17 protein-coding genes and 1 pseudogene are annotated in these 24738 nt (G+C 67.6%); 8 read left to right on the top strand and 10 right to left on the bottom strand.

The window, feature by feature from the left end:
• Positions 1-90: 90 nt before the first annotated feature.
• Positions 91-894 (bottom strand): DeoR/GlpR family DNA-binding transcription regulator, encoded by an 804-nt coding sequence (locus E3C22_RS20110; protein WP_134763679.1) that lies wholly within the window; start codon positions 892-894, stop codon positions 91-93.
• Positions 895-1253: 359 nt separating this feature from the next.
• The gene (locus E3C22_RS20105) at positions 1254-2618 is read right to left on the bottom strand and encodes an MATE family efflux transporter (RefSeq protein ID WP_245515105.1); all 1365 of its coding nucleotides are present in this window, start codon (positions 2616-2618) and stop codon (positions 1254-1256) included.
• 238 nt (positions 2619-2856) lie between these two features.
• Here E3C22_RS20105 and E3C22_RS20100 point away from each other — a divergent pair, with 238 nt between their 5' ends.
• Together E3C22_RS20100 and E3C22_RS20095 are read left to right on the top strand one after the other, a co-directional pair.
• Positions 2857-3759 (top strand): histone deacetylase family protein, encoded by a 903-nt coding sequence (locus E3C22_RS20100; protein WP_134763677.1) that lies wholly within the window; start codon positions 2857-2859, stop codon positions 3757-3759.
• 446 nt (positions 3760-4205) lie between these two features.
• The gene (locus tag E3C22_RS20095) at positions 4206-5258 is read left to right on the top strand and encodes a hypothetical protein (protein WP_134763676.1); all 1053 of its coding nucleotides are present in this window, start codon (positions 4206-4208) and stop codon (positions 5256-5258) included.
• A 2312-nt stretch (positions 5259-7570) separates the two neighbouring features.
• Here the strand turns inward: E3C22_RS20095 and E3C22_RS20090 are convergent.
• The 6 genes from E3C22_RS20090 to groES all read right to left on the bottom strand — a co-directional run bounded on the left by E3C22_RS20090 (position 7571) and on the right by groES (position 14072).
• Positions 7571-8263 carry an Isoquinoline 1-oxidoreductase subunit gene (locus E3C22_RS20090; protein ID WP_134763675.1) on the bottom strand — a complete coding sequence of 231 codons (693 nt, stop codon included), beginning with the start codon at positions 8261-8263 and terminating at the stop codon, positions 7571-7573.
• 113 nt (positions 8264-8376) lie between these two features.
• Positions 8377-10533, bottom strand: coding sequence for a xanthine dehydrogenase family protein molybdopterin-binding subunit (locus E3C22_RS20085; protein ID WP_134763674.1), 2157 nt, complete (start codon positions 10531-10533; stop codon positions 8377-8379).
• A 3-nt stretch (positions 10534-10536) separates the two neighbouring features.
• Positions 10537-10995: a (2Fe-2S)-binding protein gene (locus E3C22_RS20080; RefSeq protein WP_134763673.1), complete on the bottom strand. Its 459-nt coding sequence runs from the start codon at positions 10993-10995 to the stop codon at positions 10537-10539.
• A gap of 419 nt (positions 10996-11414) precedes the next feature.
• The gene (locus E3C22_RS20075; RefSeq protein WP_134763672.1) at positions 11415-11603 is read right to left on the bottom strand and encodes a CsbD family protein; all 189 of its coding nucleotides are present in this window, start codon (positions 11601-11603) and stop codon (positions 11415-11417) included.
• Positions 11604-12037: 434 nt separating this feature from the next.
• On the bottom strand, positions 12038-13690 hold the full coding sequence (gene groL, locus E3C22_RS20070; protein WP_134763671.1) for a chaperonin GroEL: 1653 nt from the start codon (positions 13688-13690) through the stop codon (positions 12038-12040).
• 85 nt (positions 13691-13775) lie between these two features.
• Positions 13776-14072 carry a co-chaperone GroES gene (groES, locus tag E3C22_RS20065; protein ID WP_134763670.1) on the bottom strand — a complete coding sequence of 99 codons (297 nt, stop codon included), beginning with the start codon at positions 14070-14072 and terminating at the stop codon, positions 13776-13778.
• Positions 14073-14442: 370 nt separating this feature from the next.
• Between groES and E3C22_RS20060 the strand changes: the two genes are divergently transcribed.
• The 4 genes from E3C22_RS20060 (at position 14443) to E3C22_RS20040 (ending at position 21065) form a co-directional block, all read left to right on the top strand.
• Positions 14443-15300, top strand: coding sequence for a TIGR01459 family HAD-type hydrolase (locus E3C22_RS20060; protein ID WP_134763669.1), 858 nt, complete (start codon positions 14443-14445; stop codon positions 15298-15300).
• Positions 15297-16283 (top strand): bifunctional riboflavin kinase/FAD synthetase, encoded by a 987-nt coding sequence (locus E3C22_RS20055; RefSeq protein ID WP_134763668.1) that lies wholly within the window; start codon positions 15297-15299, stop codon positions 16281-16283. The genes E3C22_RS20060 and E3C22_RS20055 overlap by 4 nt, the downstream gene beginning before the upstream one ends.
• A gap of 234 nt (positions 16284-16517) precedes the next feature.
• Positions 16518-20027 (top strand): isoleucine--tRNA ligase, encoded by a 3510-nt coding sequence (locus tag E3C22_RS24835; protein ID WP_245515104.1) that lies wholly within the window; start codon positions 16518-16520, stop codon positions 20025-20027.
• A 351-nt stretch (positions 20028-20378) separates the two neighbouring features.
• The gene (locus E3C22_RS20040) at positions 20379-21065 is read left to right on the top strand and encodes a hypothetical protein (RefSeq protein ID WP_134763667.1); all 687 of its coding nucleotides are present in this window, start codon (positions 20379-20381) and stop codon (positions 21063-21065) included.
• Positions 21066-21074: 9 nt separating this feature from the next.
• Here E3C22_RS20040 and E3C22_RS20035 read toward each other — a convergent pair whose 3' ends face one another.
• A complete protein-coding gene (locus E3C22_RS20035; protein WP_206026996.1) occupies positions 21075-21521 on the bottom strand; it encodes a nucleoside deaminase in 447 nt (148 codons plus the stop codon).
• 241 nt (positions 21522-21762) lie between these two features.
• Here E3C22_RS20035 and E3C22_RS20030 point away from each other — a divergent pair, with 241 nt between their 5' ends.
• Both E3C22_RS20030 and rsmD read left to right on the top strand, forming a co-directional pair.
• Positions 21763-23808 carry a pseudouridine synthase gene (locus E3C22_RS20030; RefSeq protein WP_245515103.1) on the top strand — a complete coding sequence of 682 codons (2046 nt, stop codon included), beginning with the start codon at positions 21763-21765 and terminating at the stop codon, positions 23806-23808.
• Between the two features lie 3 nt (positions 23809-23811).
• Entirely contained in the window at positions 23812-24375 is a 564-nt protein-coding gene (rsmD, locus tag E3C22_RS20025; RefSeq protein ID WP_134763666.1) for a 16S rRNA (guanine(966)-N(2))-methyltransferase RsmD, read from the top strand.
• 208 nt (positions 24376-24583) lie between these two features.
• On the opposite strand, the pseudogene E3C22_RS20020 reads toward rsmD, so the two are convergent.
• Positions 24584-24738: pseudogene (locus E3C22_RS20020) on the bottom strand (ISAs1 family transposase); the annotation flags it as partial.

Raw genomic sequence — 24738 nt, 5'->3', positions numbered from 1 at the left:
CAGTGCAGCATTTAGGTTGCGATTGCGAACGTCGAGAAGTGTAATTCGAAAGAGAAGCGAACGTCAAACGAAATTATACGAAACGACCTGTCAGGCGACGGCCTCACCCGTGGCGGCGCCGTTGCGGGCGCCGGCAGGCGGCCCGGCCTCGACCAGCCGCACGTCGGCGGCAGCGCAGATCGCCCTGATTTCCGGCGGCGCGGTGTCGGTGACGAAGGTCTGCACCTGGTCGAGATGGCCGATCCGCACCGGCGCCGAGCGCTCGAACTTTGAGGAATCGGCGGCGAGGATGACATGGCGGGCATTGCCGATGATCGCCTGGGCGACCCGCACCTCGCGATAGTCGAAATCGAGCAGCGAGCCGTCGAGGTCGATGGCCGAGGCGCCGATGACGGCGAAGTCGACCTTGAACTGGCGGATGAAGTCGACCGCCGCCTCGCCGACGATGCCGCCGTCCGAGCGCCGCACGACGCCGCCGGCGATCACCACCTCGACCTCCGGATAGGGGCGCATGGCGATCGCGACATTGATGTTGTTGGTGATCACCATCAGGCCGGAATGGCGCAGCAGCTGGTGCGCCACCGCCTCCGTCGTCGTACCGATATTGATGAACAGCGAGGCCTGGTTGGGGATGAGGTCGGCCGCCGCCCGGCCGATCGCCGCCTTCTCCTCCGCGGCGATCACCCGCCTTGCGTCGTAGCCGACATTCTCGACGCCGGAGGAAAGGATCGCGCCGCCGTGGACGCGGGTCAGAAGCCGGGCGTCGCAGAGCTCGTTGAGATCCTTGCGGATGGTCTGGACCGAAACCTCGAAGCGCGCCGACAATTCGTCGACCATCACCCGGCCGGAGCGTTTGGCGCTCTCGAGAATCTGGAGCTGGCGTTCCGAGAGCATGGCGTTCCCCTTTCCGTTTTTGCCGGATCATGGTCAAAACGAAAGGAAATCGCAATCGCGCCTGTTCTTCGCGAAAGAGCGGCGGCAGTCACCGCCGACCACCGCCGCAATCCGCAACGACGACACGCCCCTGGCCGCCGCCGCATCTCCGACCGCATGGGCACGATCGGAATCGATACGCCTTGGGAGGCACTGGCACGAGATAGGTAGGCGTGCATCATTTTGCCCGCATCGCCTGATGCGAAACGCCACCGACAATTCCCGTGACTGATAAAAAGTATAGCAGAATCAATAGTTTCTTCGCAATGAGGCATGGTGACGCAGGGTCATCCGGGGCGGGGTCTGCAGCCCAGCCGGGATCAGCCGGAGGTGGCGGCGAAACTCCTGTCTCGCTGGCGCGGCAGCATGGCGTAGAGGCTGGCCCCGCGCAGCCCGAGAAACAGCTCGAAGCCGATCCAGAGGCCGTCATTGCCGAAGAGCGGCGCGAGGCCATAGCCGAAAAGCGCGAAGGCTGCCAGCGACAGGATCATCATATCGCGCATCGCCGCCGACCAGGTGGCGCCGATATAGAGGCCGTCCATGACGAAGGCGAGGGCGCCGACGAGGGGTGTCGCCGCCGCGAAGGGCAGGTAGATGCGCGCCGTCGCCCGAACCTCGGGATCGGTGGTGAGGAAGTGGATCAGCGCTTCGCCGCCGAACAGGATGACCGCCGACAGGACGAAGCCGATCGCCATTCCCCAGAGAACGGTCAGGCTGACCGTCCGGTCGAAGGCCTGCCTCAGCCTTGCCCCGATGGTGAGGCCCGCAAGCTGTTCGCTCGCCGTCGCGACGCCGTCGAGGAAATAGGATCCGGTCATGAAGATGTTCATCAGAAGGCCGTTGGCCGCCAGCGTCACCGGGCCGAAGCTGGCGCTCAGCCGGGTGAACAGGGCAAAGCCCGCGAGAAGGCAGAAGGAGCGGATCATGATGTCGCGATTGACGCCGAGCATTAGCCCGAAGCCCCTCCGGTCGAAGACCTCCGCCCGGCCGGGCAGGCGCCCAGCGGCAAGGCTGGGCGCGAGAACGGCGACGCCGGCGAGGCAGCCCACCGCCTCGCCGCAGATCGTGCCGAGCGCGACGCCTTCGATGCCCCATCCGAACACCAGGCCGAAGAGGATCGACAGGGCGATGTTGGTGCCGTTGACGATAATCTGCAGGAGGAGCGCCCGGCCGCTCCAGCCGCGGCCGAGCACCGAGCCGAGAATGGCGTAGTTGGCGAGCGCGAAGGGGGCGGAGAACATCCGCACGAAGACATAGGTTCCGGCCGCCTCCGCCACCCGCGGCCCCGGCGCGACGGCAAGCAGTCCGAGGCTCATGATCAGCGGTTCGGCGACGATGAGGAGAAGGCCGATGCCGAGCGCCAGCACCAGGGCGCGCAGGAACACCGCCTCGGCGTCCCGCCTGCGGCCGGCCCCGACGGCCTGGGCGGTCAGCCCGGTCGTGCCGGCGCGAAGGAAGTTGCAGACGGCGAAGACGAAGTCGAAGATCAGCGTGCCGACGACCAGGCCGCCGAGGGTCTCGGCATCGCCGATCCGGCCGATCACCGCGATGTCGGTCATGCCGAGCAGCGGCGTCGTCATGAAGGCGAGCGTCATCGGCAGGGTGATCTCCAGCACCCGCCGGTGGCTCACCTCGATCGTCTCCCCGGCTTTCACGCCGGCGGGCTCTGGCTGATGCAGCGTCACGCTCGTCCCCGTCTGCGCCTCGCCGTCTCGGCCGATCGGGAAGCGCCTTTTTCCAGGATGGCCGATTCGCTCCGCAAAGTCCGTGGCGATCCGCCGCCATCCCGTCCGAATGCCGTTCATCCACTGTCATGATCGGCCGCCACCGGCCCGGCATGAGCCACCATCTGCGCGTCACCTGCGACGCCCGCAGCGCACGAGCCCTGTGGCGCCGGCACCGCCTGCCTATCTATGGCGTGCCATGACAGTTCCGATCATCCACCATCCCGCCTTCGACGCGAATTTCGACGCCCATCACCGCTTTCCGATGTCGAAATTCACCCGCCTTGCCGAGATCCTGCGCGAGGACGGCGTCGTCGGCCCGGCCGGCTACCATGTCCCGGCGCCGGCGCTGCCGGGATGGCTGCGGCTCGCCCACGATCCGCGCTATGTCGACCAGGTGCTGTTCGAGGCGGTGCCGCCGGACATGGAGAAGGCGATCGGCTTCAGGGTCGACGAGCGTGTCGCCATGCGCTCGCGCTGCGCCACCGGCGGAACGGTGCTCGCCGCCCGTCTGGCGCTGGCCGAGGGCCTTGCCTGCAACACCGCCGGCGGCAGCCATCACGCCCATCGCTCGGGCGGTGCCGGATTTTCGGTGTTCAACGACGTCGCCGTCGCCGCCTCGGTGCTGCTTGCCGATGGCGACGTCGAACAGATCCTCGTCGTCGACTGCGATGTCCATCAGGGTGACGGAACCGCGCGCATCTTCGCCGTCGAGCCGCGCGTCTTCACCCTGTCGATCCATGCCGAGCGGAACTATCCGGCGGACAAGGCGCAGTCGGACCTCGATGTCGGACTGCCCGACGCCACCGGCGACAAAGACTATCTGGAGGCCCTCGCGGGCGCTCTCGACAGGGCGCATGCCGTGGCCCGGCCGGAGCTCGTCTTCTACAATGCCGGGGTCGATCCCCATCGCGACGACCGGCTCGGCCGTCTTTCCCTCTCCGACGAAGGCATTGCCGAGCGCGACCGGCGGGTCATCGGCTTTTTCCGCGATCGCGGGGTCGCCGTCGCGGCGGTGATCGGCGGCGGCTATTCCCGCGACATCGAGGCGCTCGCCCGCCGGCACTCCATCCTTCACCGGGTGGCGAAGGAATTCGGCTGAGACATCTTCGGCCCGCCCGCCTGTGCGCTTTTGTCGCGAACCGGCCGCTTGGCTCTGCAGCGGGTGCCTAAAATGCCGGATCGACGACAACTTTGCCAAAGTCTCTCGTCATTCCTGTCGATCAGCGAGCATTTCGGTCTTCCGGTGGTTGTCGCAGGCCGGGCGGCCGACTAGCTTCAAGGACAGGAGTTACAAGCGTTTCGATCCTCGGGAGGTCATGGGTGTGGTCGAAAGCAGGACGACTGCTTTTCCTTCTGGCAGGGGCGGCCATCGCCCTTGGCCGCCGGCGGCCCGGCCATGGCGAGGCGGGCGCGGCGACGGCCGGGCGCCGAAATGGCGCGGCAGGCCAAACGGAGCGCCCCGGCAGCCAGTTGCCGCGCGCCGACCGCGCTTCTTCCCGAATGGCTGATTTCACCTCGACACCAGGCAAGGACGGGCCACCGACCATGAGCGCGAATGATTCGAAGGCGACCGCCGAGGGTCTCGATACGGACCACCCGGTCACCGCTTCCCTCGAATGCAGCGAGCGGGCGAAGGGCAGCGAGAAGTCGCTGCCGAAGGAGACGGTGACCGATCCTCTGGAGGAGAAGCACAAGGCCGGCGCCTTCGACCGCGATTTCCGCACGCTGGACTATTCGCACCTGTCCGAGGACGATGCCGCGCGGGAGCGCGAGCGGTTGCGGCGAAAGCGCGAGCGGGCCTCCTGGCAGCCGGCCTCCGGCACCGTCAGGGGCGAGGCGCCTGCACCGCTCACCCATGCGCAGTTCGCCACCTTCGGCGGCAGCATGGTCTCGGCGGAAGTCGTGCGCGGTCGCAGCGACGAGCGCGTCCCGGACATGATGCCGACGCTGGCGGCCGATGCCGCCCCCGCCGCCCCCACAAAGCCGAAGACGATCCATGCCGAGCGCCGGGCCAAGCTCGCCTTTTCCAATCCCGACGGCCCGACGCCCGGCAAGGACGCCCGGCGGCTGCCGCCGGATCCGCTGGCCGAAAAGCACAAGGCGGAAAAGTTCGACAACGATTTCCGCACGCTCGACTATCGCCAGCTCGGCAAGAAGGCGGCCGAGCCTCGTCGAACATCGGGGATCGAGCCCGACGGCATCGTCGGGAAGGACAGCCTCGTCGACGACCGCCCGGCCGGCGGCGAACCGGCCGCGGTGACGGGTGCGTTTCGCACCCCGGGCGCCCAGGCGCCGCTCGAGACCATCGCCGCCGACACGACGAGCGCGTCTGGACCGGCCTCAACGCCGCCGGTCGGCGCCAGCGCCCCTGAGGGCCTGCCTGCGCCCCGCCACGGCAATCCGGACGACCTCACCCGGATCGACGGCATCGGCACGGCGATCGAGAAGCTGCTTTTCGACCGCGGCATCTATCATTTCGACCAGCTGGCCGGGCTCGAGCCCCACGAGGTGCTCTGGGTCGAGCAGGAGCTCGGCTTTCCCGACCGCATCGGCGAGGAGCGCTGGATCGAACAGGCCCGCCGCCTGGTCGAGGGCTGATACGAAGCTCCCGCCTCGCCGGGGACGACACCGCGCCCGGCATGACGGCCGACGGGCTGCCGGACAAGGCGCAGACATACCCGCTTCGTCATTCTCGGCCTTGTGCCGAGAATCCAGGGGCGGTTTCCGCCGCATCTCAACTCGGCTACCCTCATAGCCGGCTGTCGCAGCCGAACCGACCGGTACTCGGCGATTTCTGGATTCTCGGCATGAGGCCAAGAATGAGGCCGTGCTTGTCCCGACGGCCGACGGGCTGCCGGACAAGCCGACGACATCCCCGCTTCGTCATCCTCGGCCTTGTGCCGAGGATCTACTGCCGGCGAAGCGATGGATCGGCAACGGACCACCGATGAAGCGATGACCGTGACGCCTTTCCTCGGCCAAGCCGACAGGCAAGGCAGTCCGAGGCTGTGCCAACGATCGATGAACCGACGCCAACGCCTCTCCGCCACCGGATCGGATGCGGCCAGCCGCAGCAGATCCTCGGCACAAGGCCAAGGATGACGCCGCGTTTGGCATGACCGCTGCTGCGTGGCCTGACAGGGCGCAGACCTCAACGCATCGTCATTCTCGGGCCCCGTCCCGAGAATCCAGGGGCGGTTGCCGCCGCATCTCACCTCGACCACCCCTCAAAACCGGCTGTCGCAGCCGCAACCGAACCGACCGGTGCTCGACGATTTCTGGATTCTCGGCACGAGGCCCGAGAATGACGCCGCGGTTGTGGATCGGCGCACCGTACTCCGGCGTTGAAGGCAATATCGGGGACCGGGTCGCGCAATCCCGCAGCTCTGTCGATGCCTCGGCGGCCGTCGCGGGCTCGGCCGGGCGCCCGCAGTCCCCAACGCTTCGTCATCCTCGGGCATGAGGCCGAGGATGAGGCCGTGCCTGTCCCGATGGCCAATAGGTTGCCGGACAAGCCGACGACATACCCGCCTCGTCATCCTCGGCCTTGTGCCGAGGATCTACTGCCGGCGAAGCGATGGACCCGTGACGACGACGGACCGCCGGTGAAGCAATGACGGTGACGGCGATGGACCGTCGATGACGCGATAGACCCGCGACAGCGACGGACCACCGATGAAGCGATGACCGTGACGCCTTTCCTCGGCCGAGCCGACGCGCGAGGCTTTCCGAGGCTGTGCCGACGAACGATGAACCGACGCCAACGCCTCTCCGCCACCGGATCGGATGCGGCCAGCCGCAGTAGATCCTCGGCACGAGGCCGAGGATGACGCCGCGTTTGGCATGACCGCTTACGCGTGGCCGGACAGGGCGAGATCACCCCCGCATCGTCATTCTCGGGCCCCGTCCCGAGAATCCAGGGGCGGTTTCCGCCGCATCTCAACTCGACCACCCCTCATAGCCGGCTGTCACAGCCGAGCCGACCGGTGCTCGACGATTTCTGGATTCTCGGGCATGAGGCCGTGCCTGGCCCAATGGCCGCCGGGCTGCCGGGCAAGCCGACGACATCCCCGCTTCGTCATCCTCGGCCTTGTGCCGAGGATCTACTGCCGGCGAAGCGATGGATCGGCGACGGACCACCGATGAAGCGATGAAGGTGAAGGCAATGGACCGCCGATGAGGCGATGGATCGACGACAGCGACGGACCGCCGATGAAGCGATGACCGTGACGCCATTCCTCGGCCAAGCCGACGGGCGAGGAAGTCCGTGGCTGTGCCAGCGAACGATGAACCGACGCCAACGCCCCTCCGCCGCCGGATCGGATGTGGCCGCCTCCAGTAGATCCTCGGCACGAGGCCGAGGATGACGCCGCGTTTGGCATGACCGCTTACGCGTGGCCTGAAAGGGCGAAAGCACCCCCCGCATCGTCATTCTCGGCCTTGTGCCGAGAATCCAGGGGCGGTTGCCGCCGCATCTCAACTCGACTACCCCTCATAGCCGGCTGTCACAGCCGCAACCGACCGGTGCTCGACGAGTTCTGGATTCTCGGGCACGAGGCCAAGAATGAGGCCGTGCTTGTCCCGATGGCCAATAGGTTGCCGGACAAGCCGACGACATACCCCCTTCGTCATCCTCGGCCTTGTGCCGAGGATCTACTGCCGGCGAAGCGATGGATCGGCGACGGCGACGGATCGCCGGTGAAGCGATGACCTTGACGCCTTTCCTCGTCACAACCCGCGGGCGAGGCTTTCCGAGGCTGTGCCAACGAACGATGAACCGACGCCAACGCCCCTCCGCCGCCGGATCGGATGCGGCTAGCCGCAGGAGATCCTCGGCACAAGGCCGAGGATGACGCGCCTTTCAAGACCGCTGCCGCGTGGCCTGACAGGGCAAAAGCACCCCCGCCGCGTCAGTCCGGGCAGTGCGCCCCGGTGGCGGCCCAGGCCTTGTAGAGCTCGCCGAACTGCTTCTGGGTGCCCGGCACCGGCTCGCGGCCCTTGCCCGGATGCCAGCCCCAGCCGACGAGGTCGTCGCTCGCCATGTGCTCGACGAGCTCGGCCAGGGTCTTGCCGCCGTTGCGGTCCTGGTCCTTGATCTGCCGGCAGATGTCGCCGAGCGAGCGGCCCTGCCAGGCCATCTCGATCGGTGCGAGGTGCCAGTTCGGATTGCCCGGGATCGACTTGATGTTGTCGCTCTGGGCGACGACCGGGGCGTTCTTCGGGCCGTGGCAGGTGTTGCACATCATCCCCGGCATGCCGAAGTCGGCGTCGCCGCGCTGCACCGGCGGCTGGTGGAGATGCATGTCCATGCCCTGCAGCGGACGGTCGCCGGCCGGATGGCAGTTGACGCAGCGCGGATTGAGGAGAACCTTGCCGGTTTCCTGGAAGATCGCGATCGAGCGCTCGGTCTCGTCGGCGATGTTGTCGAAGTCGGCGACGCTCTTCAGGCTCTTCGCCTGGTTCTGGTCGTTCTGGGGCAGGGCAGGCGTCGAAGGCGCCGGCGCTTCCGGAGCCCGGTCCTGGGCGCCCGCCGCCAGCGGCAGCGCGAGGCTGGTGGCGATAAGCGCTGCGCGAATGAGCCCGGCTCGTGTCTGGTTCCGCATCGTGATCCTGAATTCTCTGTCGTCTCTGGCAACCTCGCCCGGTCCTGCGACCGGAACATGACGGGCGCGGGTTTTGTCCGCGCGCCCGTCACGACGTCCGATCGGGCCGCCGGTCAGGAGAGCAGCCCGTTCGTCATCGGCAGCCGCTGGACGGGCTGGCCGGTCAGCCGGCGCCAGGCATTGGCGACGGCAGGGCCGATCGGTGGTACGCCCGGCTCGCCGACGCCCGTCGGCGCTTCGCTCGACGGGATGATCGCCACCTCGACGTCGGGCATCTCGTTGATGCGCAGCGAGCGGTAGTCGTCGAAATTCGACTGCACCACCGCGCCGCCGTCGCCGAGATCGATGGCGTCGAAGAGGATCGCGCCGAGGCCGTAGCCGATGCCGCCCTCCATCTGGGCGTGGATGATGTTCGGATTGACGGCGACGCCGCAATCGACCGCGCACCAGACCTTGTGAACCTTGGGCATGCCGCCGTCGCCGATCGAAACCTCGGCGACCTCCGCGACATAGGTGTTGAAGCTCTTGTGCACCGCGACGCCGCGCTGGCGCCCCTCCGGCGGGGGCGAGCCCCAGCCGGAGATCTCGGCGACCTTCTTCAGGACGCCGGTATGGCGCGGCGAATCCTTCAGGAGTGCCAGCCTGCCCTCGACCGCGTCCTTGCCGGCCCGCTCGAGCAGCCGGTCGAGGAAGGTCTCGACGGCGAAGGCGGTGTGGGTATGGCCGACCGAGCGCCACCACAGCACCGGCACGCCGAGCTTCGGCTGGTGGGCGAGCACCCTGAGATTGGGGATCTGATAGGGCATGTCGGCCGTGCCCTCGACGGTGGTGTCGTCGAGCTCGTCCTTGTGCATGATCGACTGGCCGACGATCGTGTGGTCCCAGCCGGTGATGTTGCCGTCGCGGTCGATCGCGCCCTTGATCGAATGAAGATAGATCGGCCGGTAGAAGCCGCCGCGAATGTCGTCCTCGCGGGTCCACATGTGCTTGACCGGCCGCTTCATGCCGGACGCCTTGAAGACCGCCGCGGCCTCCCGCATGTAGGGCGAGCCGAACTGCGCCCGGCGGCCGAAGGAGCCGCCGGCGAGCTGGACGTTGATGCGGACCTTCGACGGGTCGACGCCGCAGATCTCGGCGATCGCCGCCTTGTCCTGACCGGGAAACTGCGAGCCGTTGTAGCAGTCGATCGAGCCGTCCTCGGCCGGGACGAAGACCGCGTCGAGCGGCTCCATCGGGGCGTGGGCAAGGAAGGGGAAGACCATCTCGGCATCCATCGAGGTGATGCCGTCGGCCGACATCGCCGCGCCGACGTCGCCCCTGTTGGCCGCCTCGAAGGGATCGGCCTTCATCTCGGCCCGGTAGTCGTCGTAGATCCGCTGGCTGGAGCGGGTCTCGGCCTTGGAGAGATCCCAGTCGATGCGGAGAGCCGCGCGGCCCTTCAGCGCGGCGAAGGTGTTCTCGGCATAGACCGCGACGCCCTGGGGAACCTGCTTGACGTCGACGACGCCCTTGATCCGGCGCGCCTCGCCGTCGTCGAAGCCCTTCACCGTCGCGCCGAAATGCGGCGAGTGGGCGACCATGGCGATCAGCATGTCGTCGGCCATGACGTCGAGGGTGAAGACCGCCTTGCCGTTGGTCTTCTCGTCGGTGTCGAGCTTGTGCCGGTCCTTGCCGATCAGCACGAAGTCCTTCGGGTCCTTCAGCTTGACCTCGGCCGGTGCATCCATCGTCGCGGCCTTGTCGGCGAACTCGCCGAAGCCGGCCTCCTTGCCCTTGCCTTCATGGCGGATGCGGCCCGCCGAGACGGTGATCTCGCCCGCCGGAACGCCCCATGCGTCGGCCGCCGCGGCAACCAGCATCGCCTTCGCCGTCGCGCCGGCCTTGCGCAGCTGCTCGTAGGAATTGGCGATCGAGGTCGAGCCGCCGGTCCCTTGCAGGCCGAAGGCGAGGTTCTTGTAGAGGTCGTCGTCGGCGGGCGCTGCCGCGACGCGCATCTGCGACCAGTCGGCGTCGAGTTCCTCGGCGACGATGGTGGTGAGGCCCGTATAGGGCCCCTGGCCCATTTCGAGATGCTTCGACAGCACCGTCACGGTACCGTCGGGGGCAACGCGGACGAAGGCGTTGAGCTTCGCCTGCTCGCCGGGTGCATCCTGCGGGGCGCCTTTCAGAAGGGCCGCGCCGGCCTGACGGCCGACGAGGGTCAGGCCGATGACGAGGCCGCTGCCGGCGAGGAAGGCGCGGCGGGTCGGGCGGATGTTCTGGATACCCATGGCTCAGCCCTCCAGCGTCTTGGCGGCGTCGTGGATCGCCTGGCGAATGCGCTTGTAGGTCGCGCAGCGGCAGATATTGCCGGCCATCGCCCCGTCGATGTCGTCGTCGCTCGGCGCCGGATTGAACTGCAGCAGCGAGACCGCCGACATGATCTGGCCGGACTGGCAGTAGCCGCATTGCGGCACGTCGATCGCCCGCCACGCGGCCTGGATCGCCTCCGCCTCGGAGCCTTCGAGGCCCTCGATGGTGGTGACGCTCGAGCCGTCGAGGGTGGAGATCGGGGTGATGCAGGAACGCCGCGTCGAGCCGTCGACATGGACCGTGCAGGCGCCGCACTGGGCGATGCCACAGCCGTATTTGGTGCCGGTCAGACGTTGGGCGTCGCGGATGACCCACAGAAGGGGGGTGTCCGGATCGCCGTCGAACGTCGTTTCCTGGCCATTCAGGGTGAAGGTGACCACGTTCGCCTCCTTGGTGCCGTAGTGGAGTTCTTCGCGGGGCGGCCTTGTGGCGGACGACGGGCCCGGCCGGCTTCACACGGCGAAGATTGGATCGGCTCCAAATTAAACGGTTATGCGGCGATCGCAAGTGACGTCATTGCGACGGACCGTTAGCCGGATCGGCCATCCGGCATTGCGCGCGTCGGCGGCATGGGTCCGAAGCGCCGGACCGATGCTCTGACGGCACGATCCGCAGAATCAGGATGTTGGAGCGTTTGCCTCTCATCCAGACTCTCAAGGGCCTACCGAGGCGCTTCGAGCCGGTTTCTGCTCCGCTACCTCAAGTCGGGGCGGGCCGGCGAGGAAGCCGCCAGATGAATGGCCAACGAAAACGGCCGCTCCTTTCGGAGCGGCCGTGGCATGCCCGATTGTTGGCGCCGTCAGTGCGCGCCGGTCTGGTCCTTCACGGCGTCCTTGACCTTGCCGTAGTTCTTCTGGGTCTTGCCCTCGACCTGGTCCAGCTTGCCGTCGGCTTCCATCTCGCGGTCGCCGGTGGCGCGTCCGGCCGCGGATTTGACCTTGCCGCCGAGTTCCTTGGCAGCGCCCTTGATTTCGTTCTTGTCGACCATTGTCGTTCGCTCCGTTGAGCCTGCCACATTGGCAGGCCGATGCCAGAAGAACGCCGGTCGCGTCGCCGCGTTCCCTTTTATCTCAGGGATTTAATGTGACAGCGGGGATGTATCCGCGGCCGCTTCCTCGCGCGATTGCGTCCGTGGTTGTCGTGGTGGCACACGACACGCAAAAAGGGCGGCCCCGAAGGACCGCCCTGATCGATGTGCTTCTGTGGGAAGCGGTGGTCGGACAGACTTGGAGGTCCATGCCGCCATCTGAAGCCGGGCCTGCCCGGCTTCAGCATCCTGGAAGATGGGCGGCTTGATGGTCTTCTTCGAAGCCTTCTCGGCTTCTTAGAAGTCCATGCCGCCATCTGAAGCCGGGCCTGCCCGGCTTCAGCATCCTGGAAGATGGGCGGCTTGATGGTCTTCTTCGAAGCCTTCTCGGCTTCTTAGAAGTCCATGCCGCCCATGCCGCCCATGCCGCCGCCCATGCCGCCGGGCATGCCGCCGCCGGCCGACTCCTTCTTCGGAGCCTCCGAGATCATCGCCTCGGTGGTGACCAGCAGGCCGGCAACCGAAGCCGCGTCCTGGAGAGCCGAACGCACGACCTTGACGGGGTCGACGATGCCCATCTGGATCATGTCGCCATATTCGCCGGTCGCGGCGTTGTAGCCGTAGGAGAGCGAAGAGTTCTCGAGCACCTTGCCGACGATGATCGAGCCCTCGGCGCCGGCATTGGTGACGATCTGACGGATCGGCGCCTGCAGGGCCTTGCGGACGATCGAGATGCCGGCGTCCTGGTCGGAATTGGCCCCCTTGAGGTCGACGGCGTTGGAGGCGCGCAGCAGCGCGACGCCGCCGCCCGGGACGATGCCTTCCTCGACGGCCGCGCGGGTCGCGTTGAGGGCGTCGTCGACGCGGTCCTTCTTCTCCTTCACCTCGACCTCGGTCGCACCGCCGACGCGGATGACCGCGACGCCGCCGGCGAGCTTGGCCAGGCGCTCCTGAAGCTTCTCGCGGTCGTAGTCCGAGGTGGTCTCCTCGATCTGCGCCTTGATCTGACCGACGCGGGCCTTGATCTGCTCGGACTCACCGGCGCCATCGACGATGGTGGTGTTTTCCTTGGTGATCGAGACCTTCTTGGCGCGGCCGAGCATGTCGAGAGTGACGTTCTCGAGCTTGATGCCGACGTCCTCGGAGATCACCGTGCCGCCGGTGAGGATCGCGATGTCCTCGAGCATGGCCTTGCGGCGGTCGCCGAAGCCCGGAGCCTTGACGGCGGCGATCTTGAGGCCGCCACGCAGCTTGTTGACGACGAGCGTCGCGAGAGCCTCGCCCTCGACGTCCTCGGCGATGATGATCAGCGGCTTCGACGACTGGACGACAGCCTCGAGAACCGGCAGCAGCGCCTGGAGGTTGGAGAGCTTCTTCTCGTGCAGGAGGATGTAGGCGTCCTCGAGCTCGGCGACCATCTTCTCGGCATTGGTCACGAAATACGGCGACAGGTAGCCGCGGTCGAACTGCATGCCCTCGACGACCTCGAGCTCGGTCTCGGCGGTCTTGGCTTCCTCGACGGTGATGACACCCTCGTTGCCGACCTTCTGCATGGCGGCGGCGATCATCTCGCCGATTTCCTTCTCGCCATTGGCCGAGATGGTGCCGACCTGGGCGACTTCGTCCGAGGTGTCGATCGAGCGGGCGGCCGAGCCGAGCGCCTCGACGACCTTCAGGACGGCGGCGTCGATGCCGCGCTTGACGTCCATCGGATTCATGCCGGCGGCAACCGCCTTGGCGCCTTCCTTGACGATCGCCTGGGCGAGGACCGTCGCGGTGGTGGTGCCGTCACCGGCCTTGTCGTTGGTCTTCGAGGCCACTTCGCGCACCATCTGGGCGCCCATGTTCTCGAACTTGTCCTCGAGCTCGATCTCCTTGGCGACGGTGACGCCGTCCTTGGTGATGCGCGGAGCGCCGAAGGACTTGTCGATGACGACGTTACGACCCTTCGGGCCGAGGGTCACCTTCACCGCGTCGGCGAGGATGTCGACGCCGCGCAGCATGCGCTCACGCGCGTCGCGGCCGAACTTTACGTCTTTAGCTGCCATGTTGATATTCTCCCGGGCGCGCCATTTCGGCCGGCGCCGTTTGAAGTTTCATCGTTTCGTGGATCGGTCCGTTGGTCGCGCCGCCTCAGGCGACGACGCCCATGATGTCGGACTCTTTCATGATCAGGAGGTCTTCGCCGTTCAGCTTGACCTCGGTGCCGGACCACTTGCCGAAGAGGACGCGGTCGCCTTCCTTGACGTCGAGCGGAACGACCTTGCCGGAATCGTCGCGCGCGCCGGAGCCGACGGCGACGATCTCGCCTTCCTGCGGCTTTTCCTTCGCGGTGTCCGGAATGATGATGCCGCCGGCGGTCTTGGCTTCGGACTCCACCCGGCGAACCACGACGCGGTCGTGCAGGGGACGGAAGTTCACAGCTGCCATGTTCGTTTGAACCCTTCGTTGGACGAAACGCCGGGCCTTCGCGAGTGCCCGGCCAATCTGGTGTTAGCACTCACTCGAGGGGAGTGCTAACGGCGGCTAACTAGCGATTGCGGTGGCCGAGTGTCAAGGGGCGGACGCGGAATTTTCGTCGCGCAACGGGCCGTCTTCGCCATGTCCGCAGCCGGCCGCGGAAGTCGGCGCGAAAGCTCCGGCCGAAGGTGCCGGCGCCCTGGCCTCTACGGCCGACGCCGACCGGTGCCGGCGGTTGCCGGCGGTGGCCGGCGGTGGCCGGCTTGACCGTCCCGCCCCTCATCTCTATCGCCTCCAGACGAGTTTCAACCCCGAAACGCCAATTTGCCGGGAACAGTTAATGCTGGACACAGCGCACGCCTTCCCTCGTCGGATCGATGAGCTCGCCGAGGTGGCAGGCGGCTACGACGCGATCCTCTGCGACATCTGGGGAGTGGTGCATGACGGTCTCGCCAAGCATCCGGCGGCCGAGCGGGCGCTCAGCGCCGCGCGCACCGGCGGCACCAGGGTGGCGCTGATCACCAACGCCCCGCGCCAGGCGGCGGGGGTGACCGCGCAGCTCGACTCCTTCGGCTTCTCGCGCGAGGCCTATGACGCGATCGTCACCTCCGGCGACGTGACGCGGGCGCTGATCGGCCAGGCGGAAGCGCCGGTGTTCCACATCGGCCCGGCGCGCGACGTCGACCTCTTCGATGGCCTGCCGGTCACCCGGACGCAGGATCCCGAGAAGGCGAGGGCGGTCATCGCCACCGGGCTCTTCGACGACGAGATCGAGACGCCCGAGGACTATCGCGACCTCATTGCCGCCTTCCGCCGCAACGACCTGCCGATGGTCTGCGCCAATCCCGACATCGTCGTCCATCGCGGCGAGAAGCTGGTCTATTGCGCCGGCGCCGTCGCCCGGGCCTATGAGGAGGCTGGTGGCCGCGTCCTGATGGCCGGCAAGCCCTATCCGCCGATCTACGCCGAGGCGAGGCGACTGGTCGGCGCGGGCGAGACGACGCGGATTCTCGCCATCGGCGACGGGCTCGCAACCGACATCAAGGGCGCCAACGACGCCGGAGTCGACGTTCTGCTGATCACCGGCGGCATCCATGGCAAGGATTTCGGCAACCGGCCGGAGGATCCTGCGGCCGTCGGCGGGGTGCTTGCCGAAAAAGGCCTTGCGGCGAACTATTTCATGGCGGCGCTCGGATGAGCCAGCCGGCTGCCTTTGCCCGCCTCGTCGGCGGCGAGGCGCTGCCGCCGCGCCTTCGCGGCGGCGTCGTCGCCATCGGCAATTTCGATGGTGTCCATCGCGGCCATCAGGCGGTGCTGGGCACGGCCCGCGAGATCGCCCGGGCAGAGGGACGGCCGCTGATCTGCCTGACCTTCGAGCCGCATCCGCGCACCGTCTTCGATCCCGACCACCCGGTCCCGCGGCTGACGCCGGCGCCGATCCGGGCAAGGCTCATCGACGCCCTCGGTTTCGACGCGGTGGTCGAGCAGGCCTTCGACAGGACCTTCGCCGGCATCGAGCCGGAGGCCTTCGTCGCGACGGTGCTGGTCGACTGGCTGGGCGCCGCCCATGTCGTCGCCGGCTTCGATTTCCATTATGGCCGCAAGCGCGGCGGCACGCCGACGACGCTGGTGGCCGCCGGCGAGCGCCACGGCTTCGGCGCGACCCTCGTTCCGGCGTTGAAGGACGCCGGCGGCGAGACGATCTCGTCCAGCCGCATCCGCGCGCTTCTGGAAAAGGGCGACGTGTCTGAGGCCGCCCACCTGCTCGGTTATCGCTGGACGATCGGCGGCAGCGTGCAGGCCGGCCAGAAGCTCGGCCGCACCCTCGGCTATCCGACGGCGAACATCCCGCTCGTCCCGGCCACCCTTTTGAAATTCGGCATCTACGCCGTGCGTGTTCGCCGCGCCGACGGGACGCTGCGTGACGGTGTCGCGAGCTTCGGCCGCCGGCCGACCTTCGACGACGGCGAAGCTCTGTTCGAGACCTTCCTCTTCGACTTTTCCGGCGACCTCTATGGCGAGGCGATCGAGGTCTCGATCTTCGATTTCCTGCGCGGTGAGGAAAAGTTCGACAGCGTCGAAGCGCTGATCGCCCAGATGGACCGGGATTCAGAGGCCGCCCGATCGGCTCTCACCGCCGCCGCGCCGCTCGGCGATCTCGACCGGCGGATGGCGTTCTGATTGATCACCGGCGATTTTCGGCCTCCTGCGCCTCGTTCTTTCCATCCCGGCGCGAAGTTGCTAAAGCCGGCCCTCATGTTGGCACGGCGCGCGTTTCCGATCGATCGGCGAATTAGTCGCCCGGCCTTCCGGCGCGCCTGACGGCATGCGGAGGGACCGGGCCGGACCGCTTTTCAACGCTCATTTCTCTCCCGCCGCCGCTCGAGTTCTTCGCGGCCGCCTTAGGACTGCATCATGACCGACGAGACGAAGACCGCCGACAGCGCCGCGACCGCAGGGGCGATCGACTATGCCAGGACGCTGTTCCTGCCCGAGACCCAGTTCCCGATGCGTGCCGGCCTGCCCAAGGCCGAGCCGGAATGGCTGGCGAAATGGGACGGCATGGACCTTTACGGCAAGCTGCGGCAGGCCTCAAAAGGCCGGCCGAAATACGTCCTCCATGACGGCCCGCCCTATGCCAACGGCAACCTCCATATCGGCCACGCGCTGAACAAGATCCTCAAGGACGTCATCACCCGCTCCTTCCAGATGCGCGGCTACGACGCCAACTACGTCCCTGGCTGGGACTGCCACGGCCTGCCGATCGAATGGAAGATCGAGGAGGAGAACTACCGCTCCAAGGGCCGGCAGAAGCCGGACCTTCGCGACGCTTCGGCGATGATCGAGTTCCGCAAGGAATGCCGGGCCTATGCGACCCACTGGGTCGGCGTCCAGACCGAGGAATTCCGCCGGCTCGGCGTCGAGGGCGACTTCAAGGATCCCTATCTCACCATGGCCTATGGGGCGGAGTCGGTGATCGCCGGCGAGCTCTTGAAGTTCGCCATGTCCGGCCAGCTCTATCGCGGTTCCAAGCCGGTGATGTGGTCGGTGGTCGAAAAGACCGCGCTCGCCGAGGCCGAGGTCGAATATCACGACCATGAGTCGGATACGGTTTGGGTGAAGTTTCCGGTTCGGTCGGCAATGACCGTAAAGCACGGAGACACGCTAACGGATGCTGAAGCTGCCGCGCTAAACAAGCGATATGCGCTGCTGAATTCAGCTTCCGTGGTTATTTGGACGACCACGCCTTGGACCATCCCTGGCAATCGAGCTATCGCCTTCTCGCCGCGCTTCGACATCTCGTACGGGATCTATGAAGTCACTGAGCCGGAGAGCACCGACAATCCGCGTTGGGCTAAGCAGGGTGATATTTTAATCCTTGCTGATGCACTTGCGGCTGACGTCTTTTCGAAAGCTCGAGTTTCAGATGGCGGATATCAGCGTCTGTCTGATGTGCCATCCGAGGAGCTCGAGTATCTGACAGTCGACCACCCTCTCAAGGCGTGGCGCCCGATCTCCCCCCTTGAGGGGGAGATGTCGGCGCAGCCGACAGAGGGGGGTGCCTTGGCGCAATCATCCGACGGGTCGGCGTCAGGTCTGCAAGCATCTGACGGGTCGGCACCCGGCGCGCCCCCCTCTGCCCTGCCGGGCATCTCCCCCGCAAGGGGGGAGATCGGCGCGTCATCCTCGGCGTCCTATTCCTTCGCCGTCCCGCTCATCGCCGGCGATCACGTCACCGACGATGCCGGCACCGGTTTCGTCCACACCGCCCCGTCCCACGGCCGCGAGGACTTCGACGCCTGGATGGACAATCGCCGGGCCCTCGAAGCCCGCGGCATCGATACGGTGATCCCCTTCACCGTCGACGACGACGGCTTCTACACAAAAGACGCGCCGGGCTTCGGTCCGGACTCGCCCGAGGGGCCGGCCCGGGTCATCGACGACAAGGGCAAGAAGGGCGACGCCAACACCCGCGTCATCGCCGCGCTGATCGCCGCCGGCAATCTCCTCGCCCGTGGCCGGCTGAAACACTCCTATCCGCATTCCTGGCGCTCCAAGAAGCCGGTGATCTTCCGCAACACGCCCCAGTGGTTCGTCCATATGGACAAGGGTCTGGGCGGTTACGGGCTGGAGGGCGGCTCGCTGGAGGCCGCACCCTCGCCCTTCGAGGCTCCGCTTCGCTCCGCACCTCAGGATGAGGGTGCGGCCTCCGCGAATGGTCTCGTGACGAGCACAGACAGTAGCCCTCATCCTGAGGTGCCGCCGCAGGCGGCCTCGAAGGGCGAGGGCGGTTCGCAGCAGCCCCCGGCCGAAGGCCGCCAGCCCGAATGGGCGTCGGCCGGTCAGGCCGCCCCCGCGGAGCGCAGCCGCGTCAGCGGCGACAGCGTGAGCGAAAACAACTCGGACACCCTGCGCGCCCGCGCCCTTGCCGCCATCGACGCCACACGCTTTGTCCCCGCCTCGGGCCAGAACCGGCTGCGCGGCATGATCGCCGAGCGGCCGGACTGGGTTCTGTCCCGCCAGCGCGCCTGGGGCGTACCGATCTGCGTCTTCGTCGACGAGGACGGCGAGGTGCTGAAGGACGAGGCGGTGAACGCCCGCATCCTCGAGGCCTTTGCCAAGGAGGGCGCCGACGCCTGGTTCGCCGAGGGCGCCAAGGAGCGCTTCCTCGGCAACGAGCATGACGCCTCGAAATGGACCATGGTCCGCGACATCCTCGACGTCTGGTTCGATTCCGGCTCGACCCACGCCTTCTGCCTCGAGAAGCGCCCCGATCTGAAATGGCCGGCCGATCTCTATCTGGAAGGCTCCGACCAGCATCGCGGCTGGTTCCACTCCTCGCTGCTCGAAAGCTGCGGCACCAGAGGCCGAGCGCCCTACGACGCCGTCCTCACCCATGGCTTCGTCATGGACGAGGAGGGGCGCAAGATGTCGAAGTCCCTCGGCAACGTCGTTACCCCGCAGGAAGTGATCAAGCAGTCCGGCGCCGACATTCTGCGGCTCTGGGTGGTCTCGTCGGACTATTCGGAGGATCTGCGGCTCGGCAAGACGATCCTGCAGACCAATGTCGACTCCTATCGCAAGCTGAGAAACACCATCCGCTGGATGCTCGGCACGCTGGCCCATGATGAGGGCGATACGGTGCCGCTCGACCAGATGCCGGAGCTCGAGCGGCTGATGCTGCATCGCATCGCCGAATTGGACGAGGTCGTGCGCAAGGGCTACGACGCCTTCGACTTCAAGCGCATCGCAAGGGCGCTCACCGACTTCGTCGTGGTCGAGCTGTCGGCCTTCTATTTCGACGTGCGCAAGGACGCGCTCTATTGCGACCCGCTTTCCTCGGTGAAGCGCAAGGCGGCGCTGCAGGTGGTGCGCACCCTGTTCGACCATCTCGTCACCTGGCTGGCGCCGATGCTGCCTTTCACCATGGAGGAGGCCTGGCTCTCGCGCTATCCGGATGCGGTATCGGTGCATCTGGAACAGTTCCGCAGCGTCGATCCGGCCTGGAAGGACGATGCCTTGGCGACGCGCTGGCAGACGATCCGCAAGGTGCGCCGCGTCGTCATGGGGGCGCTGGAGGAGAAACGCCGCGACAAGGTGATCGGCTCGTCGCTGGAAGCCTGGCCGACGGTGCATGTCGCCGACGCCGAGACCCGGGCTCTCGTCGCCGCCTCCGACTTTGCCGAGATCTGCATCACCTCCGGCATCGAGATTGCTTCCGACCCGGCGCCCGAGGGTGCCTTCGTGCTCGCCGACACGCCGGGCGTCGCGGTCGTCTTCGCCAGGGCCGAGGGGCGGAAATGTGCCCGTTCCTGGAAGATCACCGGCGATGTCGGTGCCGATCCCGCGTTTCCGGACGTCTCGGCGCGGGACGCCGAGGCGCTGCGCGAGTTGCAGGCGGCCGGGCGTCTCGCGGCAGCCTGACGCGGCGGGTTCGGGGTCTCTTACGAGCGGGCTGCGGCCGGAAACTGGCTGCAGCCTGGCTTTTTTGCCCGGTTCCCCAGCGGCATGCCCGGAATTTGCCGGATTCCCATGCCAGTGCAGCCGGTGTTGCAGAATCGGGCTTGGCCTTGGGCCAAGTTGCGCCTATGCGATGGGCGGGGCGTTCGAAGGGGGAATGCACCGATCCTGAGGCTGCAGGCGACGAGGCCCGTCGCCGCGCCAGAGTGCCCGGAAGCCGGCCGCGACGGCCATTTCCGGAGCGTGAATTTCGAGGGGCTCCAAGCGGTATGGTCGGTTTCGGCCCCGCCGCCTGCATGAGGGGGACGTATCGTCATGATGCCGAACACCGCCCGCAAGGGGGTTGTCGCCGCTGGTCTGGTGATCGGGTGCCTGTCGCTCGGCGGCTGCCTCGGCCCGACCTACGGAACCGGAAAGTCGCAGGGCGAGACGCTCTTCGACGACATGAACAATTTCGTCTCCCTGGGCGACAGCGACGGCAAGGCGAAGATCGCCTATACGCCGCGGCCCGAGCTGGTGAAGCCGGAAAACACCGCCGTTTTGCCGCAGCCTCAGGTGGCGCGCAACACGACCGGCGATCCCGACTGGCCGGAATCGCCGGAAGAGCGCTCCAAGCGCATCCAGGCGGCGGCCTATCAGGGCGACGGCCCGCTGCCGGCGGAGTTCGCCACCAAGCGCAAGGAAGGCGTCACTCAGGATTATCTCGACCGGACCAGCGGCGGCGGCAGCTACAGTTTCGGCAAGAACAGCGACGAGGCCGGCGTGCTCTCGCCCTCCGAGATGAAGAGCCGCTCCGAGATGCTGCAGGCCCGGCTGAAGGAGCGCAACCAGGGCAGCCCGGACCAGCGGCGCTATCTCTCCGAACCGCCGCTGACCTATCGCAAGCCCGCCGACAGCGCCCCGGTGGGCGATCCCGGCGAGGACGAGGAGGTCAAGGAGCGGCGGCTGCGGGGCACGGGTCCCGGCCTCCTCGACAAGCTCGGCGATCTCCTGCCCTTCTGATCGCCGAATTCACCGTCTTTCGTCGAAGAACCGCCTGAGCATCTCCGCGCTCGCCGTCTCCGACAGGCCGGAATAGACCTCCGGCGCGTGATGGCAGGTCGGTTGCGAATAAAAGCGCGGCCCGTGTTCCACGGCGCCGCCTTTTTCGTCTCCGGCCCCGAAATAGAGCCGGCGGATCCGCGCGAAGGAGATCGCCGCCGCGCACATGGCGCAGGGCTCCAGCGTCACGTGAAGGTCGCAGCCGGTCAGCCGCTGGGAGCCGAGCGCCTCGCAGGCGAGCCGGATCGCCACGATCTCGGCGTGGGCGGTCGGGTCGAAGCGGGCGAGCGTCTCGTTGCCGGCGGCAGCGATCACTTCGCCGTCCCGCGAGACCACCGCGCCGACTGGCACCTCGCCGCGCGCTGCGGCACGTGTCGCCTCCTCGAGGGCGCGTTCCATGAAATTCGGGCGGTTCATCGGCGGACCGGTCTTACTCCAGGGTCGAAGCCTTGCTATAGCACTCGCAATCGATGACGGAAGCCGCCTGGGCGGCAAAGCCGCGATGGCGAGGCCGCGATGTCGAAGCGTCGGGGCGGACGGGCCCCGGCCTTTTCGACGGGTTTTCGCCGGCGGAAGACCAACCGGCAAATCGGATCGGAACATTCGCGCACGTCCGGGCAACGCTCCGTCGACGGCGCAGGACTTTGAAAGCATGGCCATGAGCGAAGACGACAAGACCGGCGATCGCCGCAAGCCGGGCAAGGGCGGCCCGAGGAAACCCGGCGGCCCCGGCAGCAGCGGCAAGGCGCCCGACGGCACGACGAAGCCGGGCAGGGGAGACAAGCCCCGGTCCCCGCGCGCCGAGGCTTCGGACGACAAGCGGAGCTTTGCCGGCAAGCCGCGAAAGTCCTTTGCCGGCAAACGCGACGATGCCGCGAGGGACGGCGGCGAGGGGCGGCCGGCGCGCGGCGAAGGAAAGAAACCCTTCACGCCGAAGAGCCGCGGCATGCTCTCCCATGGCGGGGCGAAGTCGGATGGCGGCCGGCCCGGCAGGCCGAAGAGCTACGGCAGCCGCAGTCACGACGCTGCCGAGAGCGGTGCCGGCGAGGGCGGCGAGCGCAAGCCCCGGCCGATGAATGGCGAGCGCCGCGAGGGGCGGGCATCTGCCCCCCGCGGCAAGGACGGCGAAAAGGGCGGCTTCCGCAGGGAACGCCCGGCGAGGGCGCCGCGGGCCGACGGCACCGAGCGGTCGCCGCGCAGCGCCGGCGGGTCGCGCCGCGCCGGTAGCGAAGCGGTTGCCGGATCGGAGACCGCCGGCGAGGCCCAACTCACCATGCGCATTGCCCGCCGGCTCGCCCGTGCCGGTGTCGCCTCGCGCCGCGATGCCGAGGCGATGATCGCCGAGGGCCGCGTCTCGGTGAACGGCAAGGTCATCGAATCTCCCGCCCTCGACGTCGGGCCGAAGGACAGGATCAGCGTCGACGGCGAGGCGCTCGCGGCGATCGAGCGCACGCGGCTGTGGCTGTTCCACAAGCCGGCCGGCCTCGTCACCACCAACAAGGATCCGGAAGGCCGCCCGACGGTATTCGAGAAGCTGCCGGCGGAGATGCCGCGCGTCCTTTCGATCGGCCGTCTCGACATCAACACCGAGGGTCTGCTGCTCCTCACCAATGACGGCGGCCTCGCCCGGGTGCTGGAGCTGCCGGCGACCGGCTGGCTGCGCCGCTACCGGGTGCGCGCCCATGGTTCGGTCGACCAGGCGAAGCTCGACGAACTGCGCGAGGGCATTGCCATCGACGGCGTCTTCTACGGCGCCATCGAGGCGACGCTCGACCGGGTGCAGGGCGCCAATGTCTGGCTGACCCTCGGCCTTCGGGAAGGCAAGAACCGCGAGGTCAAGCGCGTGCTCGGCGAGCTCGGCCTCGACGTCAACCGGCTGATCCGCCTGTCCTACGGGCCGTTCCAGCTCGCCGATCTCGCCGAGGGCGCGGTGCGCGAGATTCACGGCAAGACGCTGCGCGACCAGCTCGGGCCCCGGCTGATCGAGGAAGCCGGCGCCGACTTCGACGCGCCGATCGTCAATCCCTTCTCCAACAAGGCGGTCGAGGCCGAGCGCGCGCCGCGCGCGAAGGCCGGCGAGCCGAAGAAGAGCCGCGCCGAGACCGCACCGAACAAAAAGCGCCAGCGCGAGGAAAAGCGCGAGGATGCGCTCGGCCGTCTGGGCACCCGTGCCGACCGGCCGCGGCGCGGTGACGATCGCGCGCCCCGGACGGAAGGCGGCGAACGTCGCGCCCGGTCCGACAAGGCCGGCAGGCCGGGCCGGGACTTCGGCGACAAGCCGCAGCGGTCCCGCGGCAATGCCCGTGACGATCAGGCCGGGCCGCGCGGCGATGCGGGCGGTTCCTCGGACGGGCGCGGCGCGAAGCGCTTTGCCGGCGACCGGCCGACCCGTGGCAGCTCGGGAGAAAAGCCCTCCGGCGGCAAGAAATTCGGCGACAAGAAGCCGTTCGGTGACAATCGCGGTGGCGAGGAGCGTCCCGCGCGCCCGCCGCTCGGCGCACGTCGCCTGTCGAATGTCTGGATCGCCCCCGGCGGCCGGCCGAAGGGCCCGGTCAAGGCGGCCAATGACGAGGCCAAGGCGGGGCGGTCCGACAAGTCGCGGGCCCTCGATGCGACCCAGCGCCTCGGCAAGAAGCGGACGGGGCCGAAGCCGACGAGCGGCGCGGCCGGCGCCGGCGGCCCGAAGCGGCCGAAGAAGGGCTGACCGGTGCGCATCGTCGCCGGCGAGTTCCGCGGCCGCAAGCTCGCCGAGCCGAAGAGCGAAAGCATTCGCCCCACCACCGACCGCAACCGCGAGACCCTGTTCAACATCCTCGCCCATGGCCGGGAATCCGAGATCGATGGCGCCCGCGTCCTCGATCTCTTTTCCGGCACCGGGGCGCTCGGCATCGAGGCGCTGTCCAGAGGCGCGCGCTTCTGCCTCTTCGTCGAGGAGGACGCCGAGGCGCGCGGCCTGATCCGCTCGAACATGGAGACCCTCGGTCTCAACGGCCGGGCGAAGATCTTTCGCCGTGATGCGACGAGGCTCGGCCAGCCGGGGACGATGGAGCCGTTCGACCTGGTCTTCGCCGATCCGCCCTATGGCAAACGGCTCGGCGAGCAGGCGCTGGTCTCGGCCCTCGACGGCGGCTGGCTGAAGCCTGGCGCGCTGGTTGTCCTCGAAGAGGCTGCCGACGCGCCCTTCGACCTGCCGGCGAGCTACGCGCTCACCGGCGAACGGGCCATGGGCGTCTCGATCCTGCGTTTCTTGCGCATGGCCGTTGCCCGATAGAAGAGCGTCCTCCGTATTTCAAGAAGGCGGGAACGAGGGGGGCGAAGACGGTATGAAGGCGCCGTCACTCGAGCCTTCCCGGTTCGCGAAGTCCACTCGCACCATCCTGGAAGCGATCTTCAGCCGAATGGGCCGAAACCGGCCCAGCGCAATCGCTCGAACTCCCGCAGCGCCGGCGACGCGTCGATCTCCCCCCTTGAGGGCAGGTCTATCGCATATGGCGAATGAGATCGAAGAAGAAGCTTTCGTCCCATCCGGCCTTGAGGAGTTTTCGTCGCATGGGGGTCTTGTCGGGATGCAGTCTGGCGACGTTGAGGGCGAGGCGCCGCAAGACGGCGAGGTTCTGCGGCGCGTTGTCCTTGC

The organism is Jiella endophytica (genome assembly GCF_004519335.1).
In the GTDB taxonomy this organism is placed as follows: domain Bacteria; phylum Pseudomonadota; class Alphaproteobacteria; order Rhizobiales; family Rhizobiaceae; genus Jiella; species Jiella endophytica.
Note: the sequence above shows the minus strand (reverse complement) of the source record. Positions and strands in the feature narration are given on the sequence as shown.

Excerpts from the sequence above, each read along its gene's own strand:
- E3C22_RS20110 (WP_134763679.1), bottom strand. The coding sequence starts at position 894 with ATGCTCTCGGAACGCCAGCTCCAGATTCTCGAGAGCGCCAAACGCTCC.
- E3C22_RS20100 (WP_134763677.1), top strand. The coding sequence starts at position 2,857 with ATGACAGTTCCGATCATCCACCATCCCGCCTTCGACGCGAATTTCGAC.
- E3C22_RS20095 (WP_134763676.1), top strand. The coding sequence starts at position 4,206 with ATGAGCGCGAATGATTCGAAGGCGACCGCCGAGGGTCTCGATACGGAC.
- E3C22_RS20090 (WP_134763675.1), bottom strand. The coding sequence starts at position 8,263 with ATGCGGAACCAGACACGAGCCGGGCTCATTCGCGCAGCGCTTATCGCC.
- E3C22_RS20085 (WP_134763674.1), bottom strand. The coding sequence starts at position 10,533 with ATGGGTATCCAGAACATCCGCCCGACCCGCCGCGCCTTCCTCGCCGGC.
- E3C22_RS20075 (WP_134763672.1), bottom strand. The coding sequence starts at position 11,603 with ATGGTCGACAAGAACGAAATCAAGGGCGCTGCCAAGGAACTCGGCGGC.
- groL (WP_134763671.1), bottom strand. The coding sequence starts at position 13,690 with ATGGCAGCTAAAGACGTAAAGTTCGGCCGCGACGCGCGTGAGCGCATG.
- groES (WP_134763670.1), bottom strand. The coding sequence starts at position 14,072 with ATGGCAGCTGTGAACTTCCGTCCCCTGCACGACCGCGTCGTGGTTCGC.
- E3C22_RS20060 (WP_134763669.1), top strand. The coding sequence starts at position 14,443 with ATGCTGGACACAGCGCACGCCTTCCCTCGTCGGATCGATGAGCTCGCC.
- E3C22_RS20055 (WP_134763668.1), top strand. The coding sequence starts at position 15,297 with ATGAGCCAGCCGGCTGCCTTTGCCCGCCTCGTCGGCGGCGAGGCGCTG.
- E3C22_RS24835 (WP_245515104.1), top strand. The coding sequence starts at position 16,518 with ATGACCGACGAGACGAAGACCGCCGACAGCGCCGCGACCGCAGGGGCG.
- E3C22_RS20040 (WP_134763667.1), top strand. The coding sequence starts at position 20,379 with ATGATGCCGAACACCGCCCGCAAGGGGGTTGTCGCCGCTGGTCTGGTG.
- E3C22_RS20035 (WP_206026996.1), bottom strand. The coding sequence starts at position 21,521 with ATGAACCGCCCGAATTTCATGGAACGCGCCCTCGAGGAGGCGACACGT.
- E3C22_RS20030 (WP_245515103.1), top strand. The coding sequence starts at position 21,763 with ATGAGCGAAGACGACAAGACCGGCGATCGCCGCAAGCCGGGCAAGGGC.